The organism is Vibrio sp. SALL6, assembly GCF_002002385.1.
In the GTDB taxonomy this organism is placed as follows: domain Bacteria; phylum Pseudomonadota; class Gammaproteobacteria; order Enterobacterales; family Vibrionaceae; genus Vibrio; species Vibrio parahaemolyticus.
In genome coordinates, this window is the sequence record NZ_MQVK01000006.1 from 329710 (window position 1) to 350065 (window position 20356).

General features: G+C 46.4%; 19 protein-coding genes. 7 read left to right on the forward strand and 12 right to left on the reverse strand.

Annotated features, from left to right (window positions below; all coding sequences use genetic code 11):
- Positions 1–66 precede the first annotated feature (66 nt).
- Together BIW15_RS03385 and BIW15_RS03390 are read left to right on the forward strand one after the other, a co-directional pair.
- Positions 67–831: a ferredoxin--NADP reductase gene (locus tag BIW15_RS03385; protein WP_005480112.1), complete on the forward strand. Its 765-nt coding sequence runs from the start codon at positions 67–69 to the stop codon at positions 829–831.
- A 151-nt stretch (positions 832–982) separates the two neighbouring features.
- Entirely contained in the window at positions 983–1471 is a 489-nt protein-coding gene (locus tag BIW15_RS03390) for an RDD family protein (protein ID WP_005462711.1), read from the forward strand.
- A gap of 33 nt (positions 1472–1504) precedes the next feature.
- Here the strand turns inward: BIW15_RS03390 and BIW15_RS03395 are convergent, their stop codons facing one another.
- The 10 genes from BIW15_RS03395 to BIW15_RS03445 all read right to left on the reverse strand — a co-directional run bounded on the left by BIW15_RS03395 (position 1505) and on the right by BIW15_RS03445 (position 12763).
- Entirely contained in the window at positions 1505–2176 is a 672-nt protein-coding gene (locus tag BIW15_RS03395; RefSeq protein ID WP_021450537.1) for a DUF2057 domain-containing protein, read from the reverse strand.
- Positions 2177–2454: 278 nt separating this feature from the next.
- On the reverse strand, positions 2455–3600 hold the full coding sequence (locus tag BIW15_RS03400; RefSeq protein ID WP_005484213.1) for an AI-2E family transporter: 1146 nt from the start codon (positions 3598–3600) through the stop codon (positions 2455–2457).
- A complete protein-coding gene (locus BIW15_RS03405; protein ID WP_005462716.1) occupies positions 3593–4279 on the reverse strand; it encodes a potassium channel family protein in 687 nt (228 codons plus the stop codon). The genes BIW15_RS03400 and BIW15_RS03405 overlap by 8 nt, the downstream gene beginning before the upstream one ends.
- Before the next feature lie 16 nt (positions 4280–4295).
- Positions 4296–5186: an HlyD family secretion protein gene (locus tag BIW15_RS03410; protein ID WP_005499907.1), complete on the reverse strand. Its 891-nt coding sequence runs from the start codon at positions 5184–5186 to the stop codon at positions 4296–4298.
- 12 nt (positions 5187–5198) lie between these two features.
- Positions 5199–5402: a DUF1656 domain-containing protein gene (locus BIW15_RS03415; protein ID WP_005462724.1), complete on the reverse strand. Its 204-nt coding sequence runs from the start codon at positions 5400–5402 to the stop codon at positions 5199–5201.
- On the reverse strand, positions 5402–7045 hold the full coding sequence (locus tag BIW15_RS03420; protein WP_005462727.1) for a TolC family protein: 1644 nt from the start codon (positions 7043–7045) through the stop codon (positions 5402–5404). Before BIW15_RS03420 ends, BIW15_RS03415 begins: the two co-directional genes overlap by 1 nt.
- A gap of 10 nt (positions 7046–7055) precedes the next feature.
- Positions 7056–9230 (reverse strand): FUSC family protein, encoded by a 2175-nt coding sequence (locus BIW15_RS03425; RefSeq protein WP_077280578.1) that lies wholly within the window; start codon positions 9228–9230, stop codon positions 7056–7058.
- A 388-nt stretch (positions 9231–9618) separates the two neighbouring features.
- On the reverse strand, positions 9619–10488 hold the full coding sequence (locus BIW15_RS03435; protein WP_025587794.1) for a DMT family transporter: 870 nt from the start codon (positions 10486–10488) through the stop codon (positions 9619–9621).
- Positions 10489–10629: 141 nt separating this feature from the next.
- Positions 10630–11598, reverse strand: coding sequence for an HTH-type transcriptional regulator YidZ (gene yidZ / locus BIW15_RS03440; protein WP_020841488.1), 969 nt, complete (start codon positions 11596–11598; stop codon positions 10630–10632).
- Positions 11573–12763: an MFS transporter gene (locus BIW15_RS03445; protein ID WP_077280579.1), complete on the reverse strand. Its 1191-nt coding sequence runs from the start codon at positions 12761–12763 to the stop codon at positions 11573–11575. The genes yidZ and BIW15_RS03445 overlap by 26 nt, the downstream gene beginning before the upstream one ends.
- A 132-nt stretch (positions 12764–12895) precedes the next feature.
- On the opposite strand from BIW15_RS03445, the gene BIW15_RS03450 reads away from it, so the two are divergent.
- The 3 genes from BIW15_RS03450 to BIW15_RS03460 all read left to right on the forward strand — a co-directional run bounded on the left by BIW15_RS03450 (position 12896) and on the right by BIW15_RS03460 (position 15208).
- Complete coding sequence (locus BIW15_RS03450) at positions 12896–13366, forward strand: GNAT family N-acetyltransferase (RefSeq protein WP_077280580.1); 471 nt, start codon at positions 12896–12898, stop codon at positions 13364–13366.
- Between the two features lie 118 nt (positions 13367–13484).
- Entirely contained in the window at positions 13485–14567 is a 1083-nt protein-coding gene (locus BIW15_RS03455; protein ID WP_024701019.1) for a type I restriction endonuclease, read from the forward strand.
- A gap of 185 nt (positions 14568–14752) precedes the next feature.
- The gene (locus BIW15_RS03460) at positions 14753–15208 is read left to right on the forward strand and encodes a GNAT family N-acetyltransferase (protein ID WP_077280582.1); all 456 of its coding nucleotides are present in this window, start codon (positions 14753–14755) and stop codon (positions 15206–15208) included.
- A 10-nt stretch (positions 15209–15218) separates the two neighbouring features.
- On the opposite strand, the gene BIW15_RS03465 is transcribed toward BIW15_RS03460, so the two are convergent.
- Together BIW15_RS03465 and BIW15_RS03470 are read right to left on the reverse strand one after the other, a co-directional pair.
- Positions 15219–15731, reverse strand: a complete 513-nt coding sequence (locus BIW15_RS03465) for a DUF2799 domain-containing protein (RefSeq protein WP_005484189.1) — start codon at positions 15729–15731, stop codon at positions 15219–15221.
- 343 nt (positions 15732–16074) lie between these two features.
- The gene (locus BIW15_RS03470; protein WP_021484062.1) at positions 16075–16749 is read right to left on the reverse strand and encodes a fructose-6-phosphate aldolase; all 675 of its coding nucleotides are present in this window, start codon (positions 16747–16749) and stop codon (positions 16075–16077) included.
- A 213-nt stretch (positions 16750–16962) separates the two neighbouring features.
- Here BIW15_RS03470 and BIW15_RS03475 point away from each other — a divergent pair, with 213 nt between their 5' ends.
- Together BIW15_RS03475 and BIW15_RS03480 are read left to right on the forward strand one after the other, a co-directional pair.
- Positions 16963–17892, forward strand: coding sequence for a glycyl-radical enzyme activating protein (locus BIW15_RS03475; protein ID WP_025557705.1), 930 nt, complete (start codon positions 16963–16965; stop codon positions 17890–17892).
- Between the two features lie 2 nt (positions 17893–17894).
- Positions 17895–20318 (forward strand): formate C-acetyltransferase/glycerol dehydratase family glycyl radical enzyme, encoded by a 2424-nt coding sequence (locus BIW15_RS03480; protein ID WP_077280583.1) that lies wholly within the window; start codon positions 17895–17897, stop codon positions 20316–20318.
- Positions 20319–20356 lie beyond the last annotated feature (38 nt).

Here is a 20356-nt window from a genome sequence, read left to right on the forward strand (position 1 = left end):
AGAAACTTTACATAATCGAGTTGAAAGCGTAAGTTTAACTAAGAGTAACCAAACAGGAGGTGTCTTATGACTGAGCTGAAAGGTTTCAATCTAGCCAAGGTGGAAAAACGCATTGACTGGACTGGCGAGCTGTTCAGTTTAAGGGTCTCAGGCGCGCCTCTTACCTTTAAAGCTGGCCAGTTCACCAAGCTTGCTTTGCTAGATGATGAGGGCAAGCCTATCAGCCGTGCTTACTCTGTGGTTAATGCACCAAGCGAGCAACACGAGTGGCTCGAATTCCTCATTGTGGCAGATCCTCAAGGGCAACTTTCTCCAAGGTTGCAAAAGCTAAAAGCGGGTGACCCGATTTATGTGGGTGAAACCGCGCATGGCGATCTCATTCACGACACCATTCCTAAGCAAGCGAGTGATCTATGGTTGCTTTCGACAGGGACTGGCATTGGCCCGTTTCTATCTTTGCTGGATGACATTAACCTGCTTCCTCACAATGATCGTATCGTGCTGGTGCATGGTGTTCGCTACGAAAAAGATTTGGTCTACAAATACCTGATTGAGCATCTTCAATTCCGATATGAAGGACGCTTAAAGTACGTGCCAATCGTGAGTCGTGAATTGTCACTCGGAAAACTGCAAGGTCGAATCCCAGAATTGATTGCGTCTGGTGAGCTTGCCAATAAAGTGGATGTGCCTTTCTCTCCGCAAAGCAGCTTTGTGATGCTGTGTGGTAACCCAGAGATGATTAAAGATACCTTGCCGGTACTGCAAGAGTTAGGGTTAGAAAAGTATCGAACTCGAACAGGCGGTCACGTTATCTATGAGCGTTATTGGTAAGTATCCACTCATCGCTGAAACCGAGATAACTAAGTTATATCGGTGTAAATTAAAAATCACTTTTGAGACATGATACGAATTTATAGACTTATCAATTGAGCACATATACAACAATGCCTAGACTGCGTTCACTGTTGTTGTAGGTGGTTATATGTACTCTTCAATTGCGAGCAAAATGCAGCGGCTTATAGGCGGTTTCGTTGATCTGTTCGTCGTCATTAGCGTTGTCGTTGTTATCGCGTTGGGTATCAATTTTTGGCTCTATGACTTCCGTTTATCCCTGCAAGAAAACTTCACGCTTGTTTACGACACCCACGCGGTGTACCTCCTTACTGTTCCCATTCTTCTCGTGATTAACTGGTATTGGTTGAAGGAAGGGCAAACCATCGGCATGCGTTTTGTTGGTATCAAAGTGGTGATGAAAAATGGTCGTGCCGCGACCAAAGTGACGGTTTCCATCCGGCTTGGCATTAGCTATCTACTCGAAATGTTTATTCCTGGCGTTCCGTTGGTGAACCTTGTGTTGCTTGTTTTTCATCCAGAGCGACGTTTGTTGCATGATTTCCTCACCAAGACAAAAGTTGTGCAAGCACCTGACTTGCTGCTGTCTATTTTGCATGATCAAAAAAAGCCACATTAAGTGGCTTTTAAAATCAGGTCAGTCAATCAACGATTATTGCTGATTGATGTACGCTTTAAAGCGCGCTTTTGTTTCTGCGTCTGCTTTTTGATACCAGAAGTGCAGCATTTCTTCTGCCGTAGAATCTGCTTTCACTGCGGTTGCACGCGCTTGTTTCATGTCTTCAGGAATCTTTGCAGGAAGCGTGACTGGTTGCATGGTCGCTGCGCCAGCAAAAGCGACGGCTGCTGTACCGCCAGCACGGTTGTAATCTTCGATTTCACGCACGTAATCACGGCCGATTTGCATACCCGGTTTGATCAGCTTGTCTTGGTCAACTGCGACTGCTTTGCCTGAACCATCAACCAGTTTCCAATCGAGATCTTTGATGTTTTCTTCCGCGTCACGCATGTTGCGGTATTTTGGAACTTCAATCGTCAACTCTGCATTTGCAGTATCGAAGCGTGCCACAATAACGTCGCTTTCTACGCTTAGACGGTCATTACCTTGGTTGAAGTAAGGTGCGTAGCGGAAAACGACTTGGTTTACGCCATCCGGTAGCGTCAATGTTTTTTCAGATGCAAAAAAACCGCCAGAAAGTTTCGCTTTTTCGCCGTTTGCTGCCAATACTGAAACGTCGTCAGGAACGCTAACCGTAACGTCTGCGAATGCCATGCCACTCATTGCTAGAGCAAGCGCGCAAGTTAAAGGCTTGATCAATTTCATTGTTTTTATCCTAAGCTTTGTAATTGTCCCAATTCGTCAAGATCGGTCGCTCAAATGTAGGGGGATCTTGGAATTCTTTGGGTATAGCGATCAACGAGATTGCATCGTTAAGTGCTTGATTGCAACTCTCAAGTGTAAGAAGTATGAAAATTTAACAAGAACGTCATTTTTATCTCATCCGTTGCGATGAAACTGTGAGCTAAGGTTAAATAGAAACAAACCGCTGCAGGGCAACGGTTTGTTTTATTCGGTCAAAGAGAAGGCATTACCTTGGTAATTTAAATGCCGGCACCATGTCCAGATTCTGTTTGTTCCTCTTCTTCTTTGAGTTCAGCCATTTCTTCTTGCTGTTGTGCTTTCTCGATGCTCAACCACCAAACGAACAACTCATACCAAATCGCCAGAATAACCGCACCTAGGAACAGGCCAACGATACCGTAGAAAAGCATACCGCCGATGGCCCCAAGCAGAATCACTGGCATTGGTACGTCTACACCACGGCCCATAAACATTGGTTTTAGTAAGTTCTCAGACAGCGCACCGACAACCGCCCACACGGTAAACATGGTCGCGGTTGTGCTGTCTTGCGTCATGTACATGTAGCCAATCACTGGCAATACGGCAAGCAGCGCAGGAAGCTGAGCGATACATAAAATCATCAGAATCAGAGTGAGCAAACCAGCAGCAGGAACGCCAAACACAAAGAAGCCAGCACCGATCAATAGCGCTTGAATCGCTGCCACACCAACTACGCCCAGCAGCACGCTTTTAATGGTCGCGGCGATAAGTGTTGTCCAGCTTTTCGCGTTTTCGCCAGCGGTACGGATCGCGATAGTTTGTAGGCCTGATGCCAACGACTCTGAATACGTCATAAAGCCAGCAGCGATAGCCAGTGACAAGATAGACAGCAACAAGCTACCTAACACGCCGCCAACCATGCCAAGCAAAGAGGTTAATGCTGACTTGATTTGTGGCATAAAGGTTTGTATTGCTTGCTCTAAGTTAGTCGCAAAGAGCGTCCATACTTCATAAAGTTTGTCACCCACAAGAGGCCAATCAGCAACAGAAGCTTTAGGTCCAGGGATTTTTACCTGACCATTTTGCAGTACGTCCAACGCGTGTGTTGCACCATCCACGATAGAGCCCGACACCATCACTAGTGGCGTTACCAGCAGGGCGATACCCAGCAGTGCGATTGTCGTGGCAGCCAAGCCGCGTCTACCGCCGTAAGCGCGTTGCAGTTTTTTGGTCAGTGGTAGTAGCGCTACCGCGATGATGGCACCCCAAATCACTGGAAGGATGAAAGGCCTGATGATGTCGTACGTAAACATCAGCAATACGAAGATCAAGCCAATACGTATCGCTGATTCCACCATGTTACTGATGAAAAGCTTACTTTCATTTCTTTCCGATTGTTTATCCATTTTTGTTTACCTGATGATCAATGTTGGAACTGACGAGACTTGAAACAACAATCGCCATATAAAACACACCTGTAATGGCCTCTAAATACACCACGACTTGAGCCAGTGGCGTTAGAGGGCTGATGTCGCCATAACCGAGCGTGGTTAAGGTGACGAAACTGAAATACGCCGCATTGGAGAAGTTCTGCCCCCAAGAAATCGCTTCCATACCGGTAAAGGCTTCAGGCGAGAACTCAAGCAGAATGAGGTAGGCAATCGCCCACATCAGACCAAGCAGCAAGAAAAGCGCGACCGAGCCAATCACTTTGTTGCTGTTGACGTGGCCAGTGAAAAGAATCTGTCTTGCGATGGATTTAAAAGTGCCGAAAAAGAACGCGAAGGTGAGAGCAAGCATCACCACATTCATCTCGCGGATGTTAAAAACGGTCTTGATCACAATCACCAGTACCCAAACACCAAACAGGGTATAGAGGAATCGAGACCACGTTTTGTCAAAGCGAAGGCTGGCAAAACAGACAATGAACGTGAGAACCGTGAACGCCTGCAGTATGTGTTCAATCGTCCCTTCACCCACCACTTGTGCCATCGCACTCCCTAGCAACAAAATCACCAGCGCTAAGGTTAGATAGAAGAAGTTGTTTTCTTCATTAATGTTTTTGAGTTTTTTACCAATGACCATGGTTCTTCTCACTTAGTTACTGTTCATTTTCTGCCGATGAATCTTTCATCACCATAATGGACGCAGAAAGCCCGAATCGAAGATCAACATCTTCAGGAAGCTCTTGGATGGAGATTCGTACCGGAATACGTTGTGCTAAGCGAATCCACTGAAAAACAGGGTTCACGTTTGGAAGAAGGTTGTAACCGACCGTGCCGTCTTTTGGCGCAATACCCCAACCGATAGAGTCAACGGTCGCGTCGATAGGCGTGTCTGGGTGAGACATCAAGGTGACACGTGCTTGGCTACCCGGTTCGATTTGCGCGAGTTGGTTTTCGCGGAAGAAGCCAAATACCCAGAAACTGTTTTTGTCGATCAGTGCGAGCAGCGGTTGGTTTGCGACCGCTTGTGTACCGTTTCGAATATCGAGGTTAGACACAAAACCATCGACGGTCGCATAAACTTTGGTGAAACTGAGGTTAAGGCGCGCTGACTTTAATTGCTCTTCTGCAGATTTGATTTGCAGTAGCGATTCCTCGTAAGCGATTTCACGACGAATCAGATCCTTGTGAGAAACAGCGCCGCGGTCTTTCGCGCGAATGTCTTTAAGGCGATCGTATTCGATTTTTTTACCGCGAGAGCTCACGATGGATTTTTCCAACGCCACTTCGGCTTGAGATAGTGCGACTTCGTAAGTGGTTGGGTCGATTTCAAACAGTAAATCGCCCGTTTTCACTTCTTGGTTGTCTTGCACCGAAACATTCACAATTGGGCCAGACACTCGCGGTGCGACCTTGATGACGTTCGCGCGTACTTGGCCATCGCGTGTCCATGGGTTATTAAAATACTCTTCAAATTTTTGATAGCCGAGCCAAGCTGCGCCACCAAGAATGACAAGATTGAGTGCGATTACGAATAGTTTTTTCATCTTGTTTGGCACCTAAAATTGAATATAAAAGCTGTCGATGGCCACCACATAACCGACCATGATGGCAATAAACGTCAGAGACGGAAAAGCGATGAAGCGCGACAAACGTGTCTTGTTCAATATCATCACCGTTATCCACGTTGCCGTGACGGCGAGAAAGAGCACCAGTAGCGTGGGAGAAAAGTAAATGTCTCCCCAAGAGAGTTCATGAGGCATTAGAGATCCTCCGTTTTGTTCTTATCGCCGTTTTCCGTCGGTGTTTCGATAGGCAAAGGTGGCAACGTGCGGTTTTCTTCATCCAGATAACCGTCCCAATCGGTACGATCTTGCATCTGCTTGGCGATGGATTCTTCAAGGAATGGTTTCCCCGTTTGTGCCTGCCAGCCGCCGCCCAACGCTTTGTACAGCGCTATTACTTGGTTCGCGACATTGCCTTTAATTTGCGCGTAACTGTCTTCCGCGCGGGTCATTTTTTCGACTGAGTTGAGCAGTCGCTCAAAAGAAATTTGGCCGTTTTCGTACTGCGTCATGGAGATGTTGAACGCACGAATGGAAGAGTTGACCGATTGCAAACGTAAATCTTTTTGCTGCAAATACAGGTCATACGCTTCGATGGCATTGGTCACTTCGTTCACGGCTTGCAGCACTTTTTTGTTGTAGTTGGTCAGCGTTTCTTGGAAACGAGCATCTTCGAAACGAATGTTATTTTTCACGCGTCCGTATTGGAAAATGTTCCAACTGAACGTTGGGCCAACCACCATGGTGAGCGAATCGCTAAAACTGAAACTGCTGCCATCGGGAACCGTACTGTCGATACCGATGGAACCGAACAACGAAAAGCTTGGGTACAGAGCCGTTTCCGCCACGCCAATCTGCGCACTTTGCGCGCGAGCTTGCATCTCAGAGACTTGCAAATCCGGACGGCGCATCACTAAGTTCGCGTCCACTTGGGTATCCAACAGCGGTGGGCGCGGCACAATGGAGTGCTCGTCGGTACCCGATAGCGCCGATTTTCTGCCTGTCGATTTGAACTGCGCTTCATAGTCAGCAATTTGCTGCGTCAAACCGTCCGATTGCAGCAATTTCTCTACTTCTTCAGGCAGTACGCCCAGTAACAAAGCCAGTGCCGTGCGCGATTGCTTCATCGCGACTTCTAGGCTTGGTTGCGCGGCTTTTGTGGTGTAAAGCTGGTTTTTCGCTTGCTGTACGTCTAGCTCTGTTACGTTGCCGGAATCAAACTGAACTTGGGTGATGTGCACAACGCGTTCTTGAATTTCGATATTGCGGCGAGACAGCAAAATACGTTCTTGGAATGTGCGATAGTTGATGTAATTGCGCGCCACCTCGGCGGTGATGGTGACCATGATGTCGTGATACGACGCGATGGATGCGTAATAACCAGCTTCTGCAGATTCGATACCACGAGCGTATTTGCCCCAAATATCCATTTCCCACGCCGCATCAAACGACAGAGCGGCGTTGTTTACACCCTGATCATTCACGTAGGCACGCGCTAGATTTCCTGACACGGTTTGAACTTGCGGGTATTGCAAGCCGGTCGAAATGCCAAGTAATGAACGAGCTTGGACAATGCGCAGCCCCGCGGCTTCTATGTCTAGGTTTTGCTCATTCGCCAACTCGACTAATCGATTGAGCGTCGGGTCGTTAAACTGCTGCCACCACTGTTGTAATTGTTGCTCGGATTGCTGCGTATCTTTGGCGGCTTTTTGCACCGACCAATCGCTTGGCAATGGCGTTTGCGGTGGGTGGACGTAGTCTGGCCCCACAGTGGTACACGCACTGAGCCCGAGCAGGGAAAGTATGGCGAGGCTTGGTTTGGTTAGTTTTGGAAGCATCATATCCCCACCTTTAAAACCGCTTCTGTTGTAAGTTCACCCAATCGATATCCTCGTAGGTTTGCTTGCAATGCTTGATTGCTTCGAACACGTTCCGTTTTAAATTCAGCAAGATATAAAAACCGGCTATCTCAGAATAAGCGTAGTCAGATAAATCCAACTCACTAAAAAAATCTTCCAGTTTATCTTCGAATGTTTGGTAATCCTGACTGTATTGGTCGAATACGGAGTCGAGTTCTTGTGTTGCTTGGTGGCTGGCTAAAGCGCCCGCCATCAAAGGAATGATGGAATCGCGGTGTTGTTGGCGAAGCTGAGTAATCAGCGGATTGGTCATCAACTTTTTCTCGGCGGCCATTAAGATGTTGATGTGATTACTGAGTACATCACACGCTTTGCTAAACGCGCCAATCGCTTCTGGCGTGGTTTTGTCAAAGTGTTTGTGGTTGATTTTCGAACCCCACACCTTGAGCTTTTTCGATGAAACGTTGAGCGTCACCAAGTGCAAGGCCCGTTTGAGCGGAGTGATAATCGAGCTGGACTGCTTCTGATAGGAGTCAAACAGATCCCGAGTGTGCCTAAAATAGCGCTCTTTTATGGTCAAAAAGAGGTGTTCTGGTCGTGAGCTAAACGGGAAGTAGTGCGCGAAAATGATCATGAATACCACCATGTAGAACAGCAGCATGATCGTCATGAGGATCCCGAAGTGATAGAACATGTTGTTGTCTAAACCAAGAACAAACAAGCCCACCATGTAGAAAATCGTCACTGGCCCGTTAAACAGATAAAAGCCGATAAAAGTGTAGATAAAGATGAATAGGCCAAGCTCTAACCCGAGATCCAATTGGGGAAGAATGAAGACGTAAGAAGGTACCGCGAACAAAAAACCGAAAGTGAACAGCACAAGCAACAAAATCGGGTGCACAGGCACGAACGACAGCAAAGACATAAACATGGTCGAGAAGACCACGAACGAGTAGCCGCCTGGTGGATTGAAATAAATCCAAATCAGTCCTGTAACCCAATAAGTGACAAAGGTTTTGACCGCGGTTTTAAAGTTTTCTGCGTCCCACCATAAAAACTTGCCTTTCGGTTTCGGCAGCGGTACGTCAAAGGAGACATTGTTCGTCACAGAGTCAATGCAGCTAATGCTCTCCGCTAAACGCGACAAGTTTTGATGCATGAGCCCCAAGAGGTGCCCCAGCATAAGCGCAGAGCCTTTCTCTAGGTGCGCTGCGTCTTCAAGCAACGCTTGGTTGTATTCGACTTTGAACTCTTGAGCACGAAAAGCGGGATCTTTTTCGTCCCAGACTTGTTGGCAGGTATCAAATAGCGTGTCAATTTCCGCAACGGCTTGATCAAAGTTGCTGATGCTTTCACGGTCTTGCTGGTGGCTAAAGTGGCTGTGCGCCGCAACGGTCAATTGTTGCGTTACCTGCTTGTTCAAATGAACCGCCAAGCGCCACTCTTTCATGTAGGCCGACACGTCGCTGCATTCCACACTGACTGTGGCAAAACGCTGTTCGAGCGCGTTTTGGGCGGCGAACATCTGTTCGATAAGAGAATCCACGCTGGGTTGTGGCTCTCCTGCTTCTGGATTTTCTTCTCCCTCTTCTTGAGTAGAGACTTGCCCTGCCGATTTTTGCTCGAAATTTTGCAAGATAGCGGTGAACAGCGCGCGTTGTGCTTGGTTGAGTTGTTCGATGAGCTGTCTTAGATTTTGTTCTGTTTTGGTCGGGAATAAGAAAGTCCCCACGAGTGTGTAAACCACCACTCCAAACACCGTCATATAAGCGCGGTCAACGCCATAAAGAAACGCACCCTCTGCGTCACCGCCATTGGACATCATCAGCGTCATCACACCGGTCAGCATGAGTAGCGTTGGATCTTTTTGATAGGCATTACGGAAGTAAAAAATGAAAGAGACCACAACCGACACGCTCAGCATGTACAGCAAGCGGTCTTGAGCAAACAATCCCACCAGTAACAAGCCAACGACGGCGCCAACCAACGTACCGAACACGCGTAAGGTACCTTTGGCGAGGGATTCACGACGACTGCCTGTGGATGCAATCAGCATCACTGTGGTTGCGGCCGTCGATGCTTGCGGCCAACCCATGGCAAACGGGATCAGATAAGCCAGAGTCAGGCTAAGCGATACTTTAATAGCGAATTTTATTTTGTCGTTCATAGTGTCAAAGTTTGCTCAGGCTTATCGTTATAAGTTGATGAATTTCTTATGTGAATAATCAGAATCTTGTTCTGAATAAATTCGGGGGGCGGAATATAGCGGGTGAAAAAGTGTGCTTTGTAAACCCTTTGTCAAAACACAAAGTGCGTATTTGGCTCGATCTCGCGCTAGCCCTTGGCGTTATTGACGAAACGCCTAAAACGAGCAAAATCGCGATCTGTGACGATTCTCACTTTTGAAACAAAATCGTCGTGTTGCGTGAGCCAATTCTCACCTTATATCCTTCGCCTGATACTAAAGCAGGCCACTCGTACCATCTGCAATGAGCTTTGCTGCTTTAAAAAGCATAGATGATGAATGGGTATTTGAGAGGGAAAGTTATTATTTTTTATCGGCTTGCCGATTGTTCGCTTGTTTTTTTGGATCGAGATAAAAAAACCAAAGCGATACCACCAAGAATGATGCCACTGGTTAAAAGTGTATGCAGCGAAAGAGGTTCGTGGAGTACGACGGTACCTAGTAGCAAAGCAATGGCTGGCACGGAAAGTTGGCTGACGGCGGCTTGAAGTAAAGAGAGCTTACGCATGACTTGATACCAAAGCGTATACCCAAGGCCAGATGCAATGGCGCCAGACGTGATAGCGAGCAAGATTCCGCTCAAAGAGAGATAAATTGAGGACAGCATCAACGGTGATAGGAGTATGCCAATCATAGATGCAGCGATAAACCCCCATGTGATGCCACTACTTGGAGAAGGCGCTTGTTTGCCGAGCGCAGTAAACGCAGCCCAACAAACGCCAGAAATCAACATGAGAAGTGCAGAACTGATATCGGGGCGAGTGGCAGATGGCAACATTAACCAAACAAAGCCAACAATCGAAAGGCCGATACCGATGATTTCGAGAAACTGAAAGCGCTCACCTTGCCACCAATAGATGGCCAGTAACGTAAGTTGCACGGCACCAAACAAAAGCAAAGCACCGGTTCCTGTCGCCAGTTGTAAGTACGCGAAAGAGAAAAGGGCAGCGTAACCAAATAACGCCACGCCAGCAAAAAAGCGAAAGCGAGAAGTTGGCCGATCGGTTTTCCACTGACCTCTCACGACAAGCAATGCGATTAAGGTAATCGCGCCAGATATCAATCGAACGAGAGTGAAGCTTCCTGCATCAATCAACCCTTCGGCCAATGCAAGTCGGCACAATAATGAATTGGCGGCGAACGCCAGCATCGTAATAGCAGTGAGTAAAAAGGTCGACATCCTTGGCCCTTAACGCAGAAATATGGATTGAGTGTAGCGTCAAACGACCTTTTTCATTAGTTGATAAAGTGATTAGTTATAGCTGTCAGAGTGAGAAAATCATCAAAAATCACCAGAGAAAACCTGACCTTAGCCTAAGTGTTACTGTGGTAGGGAAGGTTGTTCATACAATGACTTGATGGTGTTTTTCAACCATAGCAATTTGGGATTGTACGCATTGCGTTTATGCCAAATCATGGTAAATGGAATCAGTAACTTGTCTTGTTGAGCTTGGTCTAACGGAATTGGCAAGCACACCAAATCGAGATGCAGCTTTTCTGTGTAGCTTTTGCAATAGTGCGGCGCGGTGGTGATCATGCCATGCGTCGGCTGCGCAGCCATAAAAAGGGATTGCTCAAAGTTGGACATCGTCAGCCCGATAGAGCGCTGTAGCCCTAGTTCCGTTAACACTTCATCCAACGCCCAAGTTTCACTTTTTTCCCAAACAATATTGATGTGTTGGTAGCTCAGAAAGGTCTCGAGATTCCACTCTTGCTGTAATGCCGGATGATCTTTATGTAAATACACCATCGGCAGGTCATAAAAAAGAATCTCAAAATCCAAAAAATACGGCAGAAGATCCAACGACTCTTTCGATCTCGGGTGACTTTCTCGGCCGGTAAAACCGATATCCGCCTCGCCTCGAATGATGGCGTCGAGTGAATCGTAATCCCAGTTACTGGTTTTTACTTTCGCTTCAGGGTATCGCTGGTGGATAGCGACGATGAGTCTGTCCAGCACCGTGAGCACTAATGGCGACTCAATCGTGATATCAAAACGCACTCCTTTAGGCGTAATATCGCTGCGTTTTTCTGCAATCTGGCTGCCAATTTGCAGCCATTCTGCAAGATCTTGCTCCATGCTTTGCGCCAAAGGCGTTGGCGCAAGACCTTTAGGTGTTTTGACAAACAAAGGATCATCGAACCAATGACGAAGTTTGTTGAGCGACTTACTTACGGTAGAGGGCGTAACGTTCAGCTTTTTCGAGGCTTTCGAGACGCTTTGCTCTTGCAACAATAATTGCAGAGTGAACAGTAAGTTTAAATCAAGTCGCGCTAGGGATTTCTTCATAATGGGCATCGTGAACAGGCTTTGGAATCAATAGTATTAGAGCAAGGCTGATTACGCTACCTAACACTAAGATAAACACCAACATATTCAGTGCACTCACGCCGATGAAACCCATAAACCAAATATAGAACGCTGAACTACAAACTTGAGCAATGCCCAGTAACGAGCTTGCCATGCCAGCTTGTTGAGAGAATGGGCTGAGCGCTTGGCTCATGGCCACGCCAAAGCCACAAGCGAAGCCAGCGCAAATCAGCCCAAGTCCGAATACATAGTAATGAGATTGTCCATCATGGAAATGGGCAGCACTGAGCACGATGGCTGCACAAGCGAGCAATACTTGAGAGGTCATCATTAAGGTTCGCTGCTTAAAAATCCCCAATGCCAATGGCGCCGAGAACGAAATCAACATACTGATCGTCGCAGTCCCAGCCATGATGGAAGAATAGCCACCGCGATCAAAACCAAGCATGCTCATCACGACAATTGGTGAAGCGTTAACAAAGGTCAGAATGGTGGTCACTCCAAGTGCAGTAATGATCAGTCTACTGATAAAAAATCGCTCGAAGAAAGTCTCTTGATGGATCTCTGGCGCTGTCTGTTCTTCACCTTGTTGGCTGGGTAGTGATTCCTTGAGCACAAAAATGGCCAATACACTGACGAGAATGCCCATTCCTGCCATCGTGGTAAACAAACTCGGCCAAGGAAATTTCAGCATAATCAAGTGACCAATCACGGGTGCGATCACTGGAATGATACAGGTGATGCCATTGAGCATCGACAATACTTTCGCTCGGCGTTCATCGTCTAACGTGTCGCGTAAAATCGCGAACGCGACGACATAGCAAGATCCAGCCCCGATGCCTTGGCAAAAGCGAGCAATCAAGAAAGCGTTTGGTTGCTCAGCCATCCCGCCGAGAAAAGATGCGAGCACGAAGATCATCGCGCCGACGACGGCAACAGGCTTTCGTCCCACAGAGTCTGCAATTTTCCCCGCGAATAACATGGTGGTAGCCATGCCAGCTAAATAGATCGAAAACGCAATATGCAACTGAGATTCACTGGCGTTGAGATCTGACGCAATTTGAGGCAAACCAACAAGATACAAATCAATGGCAGTAGGGTAGAGTAAAACGAATGCAAAACTACAAAGTAAAAAACGGGACATGGAAACCTCTCTATCGAATGGCGAGGATAATAGAGGGCTAAACGTTTGCCTGCGAGTGGGAAATACGACACTAGGTATTTCTATTTACGACATACCCTGTATGAATTGAGCATAAAAACAACAAGGAAGATTATGATTACTATTGAAAAGTATTCGCCTGAGCGACATGAACAAACTTGCGAACTTAGCGTGCTAGAAGAGCAATCGCAGTTTACGGTCTCGGATGTGGGTGAAATGCTTACACGTCTTGAACCTACAGAGCTTCCGCATCTGATCCTGGCGGACGATGACGTGGTTGGCTTTTTTCTATTTGATGCAGCTTACAGCGAGAAATACGATTTTTGCCCTAAAAACAGTTTAGGCGTACGTGCTTTGCTGGTGGATCACCGTCATCAAGGCAAAGGCATCGCCAAGCAAGCCATTCAACAGTTTGCCGATTTCGCCAAACGCCATTATCCCGAGTTTGAGGCGCTTTATCTCACCGTGAATTGCCGCAACATACCTGCTTATCAGTGCTATTTAAAATCAGGGTTTGAAGATACCAATGAGCTTTACCACGGCGGCCCCGTTGGACCGCAGCACATTATGAGACAACCGCTTTAAGTTCGCTGTTGGGTGAGTGTTTGCATATGGCATTCAAACTTTTAACTACACAACATTTTAAGATACCAGTGTCATATATACTTTAAGTGTTTAAATGAACAATATGATGGAGTGTCTTATGGATTTTATAGAACGAGTTCAAGCTCTTTCCAAAAAAATTCCCCAAGTATCAGCGAGTTTAGCTACAGAAGAAGCAACAAAAAACGCATTAGTAATGCCATTTTTGCACTCTGTATTAGGTTATGATGTCTTTAATCCAAATGAGGTTATCCCTGAGTTTACTGCTGACATTGCTACGAAGAAGGGAGAAAAAGTAGATTACGCGCTGATTAAAGATGGGGTTGTACAAATTCTTATCGAGTGTAAAAAATTTGGTGAGCCATTGGCCACTAAACATGCTAATCAATTGTTTCGGTATTTTTCAGTAACCAATGCACGTATTGCGATTTTAACTAATGGATCTGAATATCAGTTTTTTACGGACTTAGACGCTCCAAATAAAATGGATGAAAAGCCGTTTTTGACTTTGGATCTTGCCAATCTTGATGAGCACGTAATTCCCGAAGTGAAAAAGCTTACCAAGTCTTCTTTTGATGTTGAGTCTGTAGTTGATGCTGCCGGTGAGCTCAAGTACCTCAATCAAATTAAAAAAGCACTTCATGAACAGTTTCAGAACCCTGAAGAGGAGTTTGTAAAATTCTTTACTTCAAAAGTGTACGATGGCGTCCAAACCGCAAAAGTCAAAGCACAGTTCATGGATATTACAACGAAGGCTCTAAAACAATTCTTGAACGACAGCATTAATGCTCGATTGAAATCTGCAATTGGTGGAGATGATAAAGCACCGATCAAGGTTGACGATAGCGTTAACACCTTTGAAGAATCTGTTGAACCCGTTCAAGATAAACCCAAAGTTCAAACGACAGATGAAGAGATCGAGGGTTTTAATGTCGTTAAAGCGATATTACGACAACAAGTTGATGTACAGCGAGTGTGTGCCCGTGATACGCAAAGTTATTTTGGTATCCTGCTTGATGACAACAATAGGAAGCCATTATGTCGCCTTTGGTTCAATACCAAACAAAAGTACATTGGCCTCTTTGATGAAGCTAAAACAGAAACCCGTCATCCAATCGACTCGATTGATGATATTTTCAAATTTAGTGAGCAATTACAAAGTACGCCAGCACTTTACGAATAGACTTACATAGAAATGCAAATGAAGCTCCAACACATGATTTTTCTGATGTTTGTGTTGGGGCTTTTTTATTATTCAATCATCTTAGTTTCGTGCAAACCTAGGTATCTTTGAGGTTTGGATGGACATTTAACTTTAAAACATATAGTTAAGGTGACTTGGATAGTAAAAACACCAAGGATGGATATATGAGAATTGAAACTGACAATTTAGAACGGCCGCAGGTGCTTGCGTTGTTGGAAGAGCATTTACAGGACATGTACGCTACATCGCCACTAGAGAGCGTGCATGCGTTAGATGTAAGCAAGTTGAAGCTGCCTTCAATCACGTTTTGGACAGGCTGGGATGGTGAGCAGCTATTGGGATGTGTGGCAATGAGCCAACTAGAAGATGGTCACGCAGAGTTGAAATCGATGCGTACGACGCCGTCGGCGAGAAAACAGGGCGTGGCATCCCGCTTACTCAATCACGTGATTGAGCAAGCGAAACATCAGGGGATACAACGTTTAAGTTTGGAAACTGGGTCGATGGCATTTTTTGAACCCGCGCATCGCCTATATGAAAAACATGGCTTCGCGTACTGCGAGCCGTTTGGCGACTATCAACCTGATCCAAATAGCCGCTTTATGACCCTAGCGTTGTAGCCCGTCGCAACTAAAAGTTAAAGTAGTAATTAGCTCCTGGCGAGATGAGTGATGCACGCTCACGCGCCAGTTGTTTTCTTCTCTCTCTAATGCGCTTCGCGTTGTCTTTATCTAAGTTTGCATCCAATTGATGATCAAGGCGTGATATCTCCGCATCTAACGCGTTAATGCGTTGTTGACGCTGATATTCTTGATGGCCTAACTGATAGTTTTTAAGGAAAAGATCGTTAGAGCAAACGCCATAGTAGGTTTTTCCTTCTACACCCACCGTGTAACCATTGTCTGGCGAACAGTAAAGAATAGTGCCTTTATCAAAACCGTCTTGCCACTCAACGTGATTTGGCGTTACGCCTGCTTCGCGACAGTCTTTAATGTATTCGTACAAAATGTTTGGGTTGTTGCCTGAGCGGCCATCTTGGTAGCCGACGCGATACCAATCTGCGGTTTGGCATTGTTCTGGCGACATGCTGCTACAACCAGAAAGTAATGCAAACATGGCAAAGAGAAGCGCAATGCGTTTCATGAAGTGGATTCCTTGTTACTGCGTTAGGTTCGCTGATTATAAATGAACAGTGTTCATTTCCAATAGATAAAATTAATAATTACCGACTTATTGATGCGTTGCGCTTGTGAGTTTGTCGGTTTGAAGCAAAAATTTTTTGCTTGTGGAACGAGCGTTTTTCGTCAGTAGTGATGTTACGAATAGAGTAGTTTGCGTGAAGGTAGAGGCGAGATTAGTGAGGTGGGAATCTCTTCGTAAGCCGTATCTATAAACAGTTGCCTGCGCGAATGTTACTTTTTCTCAGAGATTCCCACATCAAAAGCCCCTCGATCGAGGAGGAATGGGACTTTCGATAATTTTACGCTTAACTTTCAAATGAAAGTTTGTTGCCAAACGCGGACTTCCAGTCTTTATCAAATTGATCGACAGCCGGCTGAACTGCTGGATGAGAAAACATCTGCGCGGCCACATCGACAGGCAAGGTGATCGCTTCAATACCTAACTTCATCACTTCCATCGCTTGTTGGGTATTCTTAAAACTCGCTGCCAAAATTTTTGCAGGCAGTTGGTTTTGATCCAGTAGCAATTGCAGGTCTGCGACCACTTCTACACCGTTTCCGTTCATCGCATCAATACGGTTCACATAAGGCGCAAGATAGTCAGCGCCGCACAATGCCGCAAGGAAACCTTGCTGAGCAGAGTAAATAGCAGTGGCGAGTACTTGAATTCCCTCTTTTTTCATTAACTTAATTGCCGATAAGCCTGTTTCGGTTGCTGGCACTTTGACGACCATATCATAAGGTAACTCATGGATTTGGCGCGCTTCTTCCACCATGCCTTCTACAGTTGTGCTCACCACTTGAGCATGGAAACGGGGTGTGCCCCCTAGCGCTTCTTGCATGCCAGCTAAGGTTTGGTTCAAGCCTTGTTTTGACTTCGCCAAAATACTTGGATTTGTGGTTACCCCTTTCAGAGGTAGGCATTGGTTAAAGCGTTTTACTTCTGCCACGTCAGCAGTATCTAAATAGAGTTCGATCATGGGTTCTACCTTATACAAAATCTTCGTTTTGATGATGGGATCACTATAGATCTGACAATCCGCTGAGATCTTGATTTTGATCAATTGCAATTTCAATTGAAGCTATAATAATTTCACAAAACGAAAGTTAAGTGGCAATATTTCATTATCAAATGAAGCTTTCAGAAAAGAAAAGCGTGAAAAGTAGAAGAGCAAACCAAGAGGCGGACAGCAATGTATTTCAATATTCAGAGGTTCTCGACCCACGATGGTGATGGTATTCGCACCATTCTGTTTCTGAAGGGATGCAGTTTGTCCTGTCCTTGGTGCCAAAACCCAGAAAGCCGCAGTGAAAAGCACTCTCTGCTGTTTGATGAGCGCAGTTGTATAGCGGACTGCCAGCTTTGTGTGTCGGCTTATAAACAAACCGTAAACGGCGACATGGCAAGCGATGGTATCCGACGCATTGACGATCAAATCATCATCAATCGAAAAGCCATGAGCGAGGCGCAGATCATAGCGCTGCGAAACGTATGTCCAACACAAGCGCTCAGCATATGTGGAGAAGCGGCGAAATCGGACGACTTGTTTGAAGTGTTAATGAAAGACAAGCCTTTTTACGATCAAAGCCAAGGTGGCGTGACGTTTTCTGGTGGCGAGCCGCTGATGCAGCCAAATCTTGTGGCAGAACTTGCCGAACGTTTGCATCAAAACCACGTGTCTACGGCGGTGGAGTCGTGCATGCATGTTCCGTGGAAAAACGTAGAAAAAGTCGCGCCGTATATTGATTGCTGGTTAGCGGATCTTAAACACACCGACGAAGAAAAGTTTCTCTGCTGGGCGAAGGGATCGTTAAAACGCATCAAAGACAATTTTAGAAAATTGGCACCAATTGCCAAACGTATTGTTATTCGCGTGCCGGTTGTGCCGGGCTTCAATGACACCATTGATGAGCTCAAAGCGATCATTGACTTCGCTGCTTCTTTAGAAAGCTGTCAAGAACTCCACTTGCTGCCGTATCACACCCTCGGCATCAATAAATACCGTTTGCTCGATATGCCTTACGAGTGTTCTGACAAACCATTAAATAATCCAGAACTGCTAGAAAACGCAATGCAATACGCAAGCGAACATACTCAACTTAACGTGATTGTTAGAGGTTAACCATGGACCTACATACCCTTCCAGAGCGAATCAAAGCCCACAAATCGGCACTGGTCAACATCGTAACGCCGCCTATCTGTACTGAGCGCGCAGAGGCTTATACTCGAGCGTATCAGGCAAATGTAGACAAACCTGTGATTGTGCAACGAGCGCTGGCGCTACAAGAGCACTTACGCACTCGTACCATTTGGATTAAGCACGACGAGCTGATTGTCGGTAACCAAGCGAGCAAAGTACGCGCTGCGCCAATCTTTCCTGAATACACGGTGCGTTGGATTGAAGCGGAAATCGACGAACTGGCCGACAGACCTGGGGCTGGTTTTGCGGTAAGTGAAGAGGACAAACAAAGCATTCACGCCATTACGCCATACTGGCGCGGTAAAACGGTTCAAGATCGCTGCTATGGACTCTTTACCGACGAGCAGCAAGAGATCTTAGCCAGCACCATCATTAAAGCCGAAGGCAACATGACTTCGGGCGACGCGCACCTTGCTGTGGATAACGAAAAAATCCTGAAGATCGGTATGAACGGTCTGCTGGATGAGGTTCGTCAGCATCGAGCTAATAACGACGTGTCGACGTATGAAGGATTGAAGAAAGAGCAGTTTTATAAGTCCGTCGAAATTGTCTTGCTTGCGATTCAGGAGCACATCGTGAGTTACGCCGATCTCGCTCTGGAAATGGCACAAAACGAAACTCGACCAGAGAGGAAAGCAGAACTGGAGACAATCGCAGAAAACTGTCGTCATGTGGCTTTCCATGCGCCAACCAACTTCTGGCAAGCTCTGCAACTGAGCTATTTTGTGCAGTTGATGTTGCAAATTGAATCGAATGGCCACTCTGTTTCATTCGGTCGGATGGACCAGTTCCTAAACGACTACTACGTGCGTGATCTTGAAAGTGGCGCGATGAACAAAGCGTTCGCCCTTGAGTTATTGCAAAGCTGTTGGTTGAAATTGCTTGAAGTAAACAAGATTCGCTCTGGTGCGCACTCAAAAGCATCGGCAGGTTCTCCGCTGTATCAAAATGTCTGTATCGGTGGCCAAAAGCTGAATGAGAATGGAGAACCTGAAGACGCCGTAAATCCGCTATCTTGGGCGATTTTAGAGTCTTCTGGTCAGCTACGTTCCACACAACCGAACTTGAGTGTTCGCTATCATGAAGGTCTGAATCAAGAGTTCTTGATGGGCTGTATTGAAGTGATCAAATGCGGATTCGGTATGCCTGCATTCAACAACGATGAAATCGTCATTCCAGAGTTCATCAAGCTAGGCGTTGAGAAAGCAGACGCTTACAACTATGCGTCTATTGGCTGTATTGAAACCGCTGTTCCAGGCAAATGGGGTTACCGTTGCACGGGCATGAGCTTTATTAATTTTGCGCGTATTTTACTGGCTGCGCTTAACGAAGGTGTGGATGCAACGACGGGCAAAGCCTTCTTGCCGCATGATAAGTCGTTGGCAAAAGGCAACTTCGAGAGTTTTGATCAAGTCACCGCTTCTTGGGCGGAGCAAATTCGCTACTACACACGTAAATCGATTGAGATTGATACTGTAGTCGACAGCGTGCTTGAGCAGCAAGCGCAAGATATTTTCTGCTCATCGCTGGTGGATGACTGTTTGGCGCGCGGTAAAACAGTAAAAGAAGGCGGAGCGAAATACGATTGGGTATCTGGCCTGCAAGTGGGTATCGCCAATTTGGGTAACAGTTTGGCGGCGATCAAACATTTGGTGTTTGAAGAAGCACAAATCAGCCAAACGGAACTGGCAAAAGCATTAGAAGAAGACTTCGATGGTATTGAGAACGAACAACTTCGCCAACGCTTAATCAACTTCGCGCCAAAATACGGCAATGACGACGATTATGTCGACCAACTGCTGGCTGATGCTTACCAAGTTTATATCGATGAGTTGGCGCAATTTGTCAACACACGTTATGGGCGCGGACCAATTGGTGGTGGCTACTACGCGGGAACATCGAGCATCTCTGCTAACGTGCCATTTGGCGCATCCACGATGGCAACACCAGATGGTCGAAAAGCGAAAACGCCACTGGCGGAAGGCGCAAGTCCAGCATCGGGCTCTGACCGTTTGGGACCAACGGCGGTGTACAACTCAGTCGGTAAAATTCAAGCCAATAAAATCTTGGGTGGTGTGCTGCTTAACCAGAAGTTAAGCCCAGCGGTTGTCGCTTCAGAAGGAGATAAGCTCAAGCTATCGATGCTGATTCGTACCTTCTTTAATCACCACAAAGGTTGGCACGTGCAGTACAACATCGTCTCTCGTGAAATCTTGCTGGCAGCGAAGAAGAACCCTGAGCAATATCGTGACCTTGTCGTACGAGTCGCGGGCTATTCAGCCTTCTTTACCGCGCTATCACCAGACGCGCAGGATGACATCATCGCCCGTACCGAACACGAGTTGTGATGATCTCAACCCCAGTTAATGCAGAAGGCACCGATAGG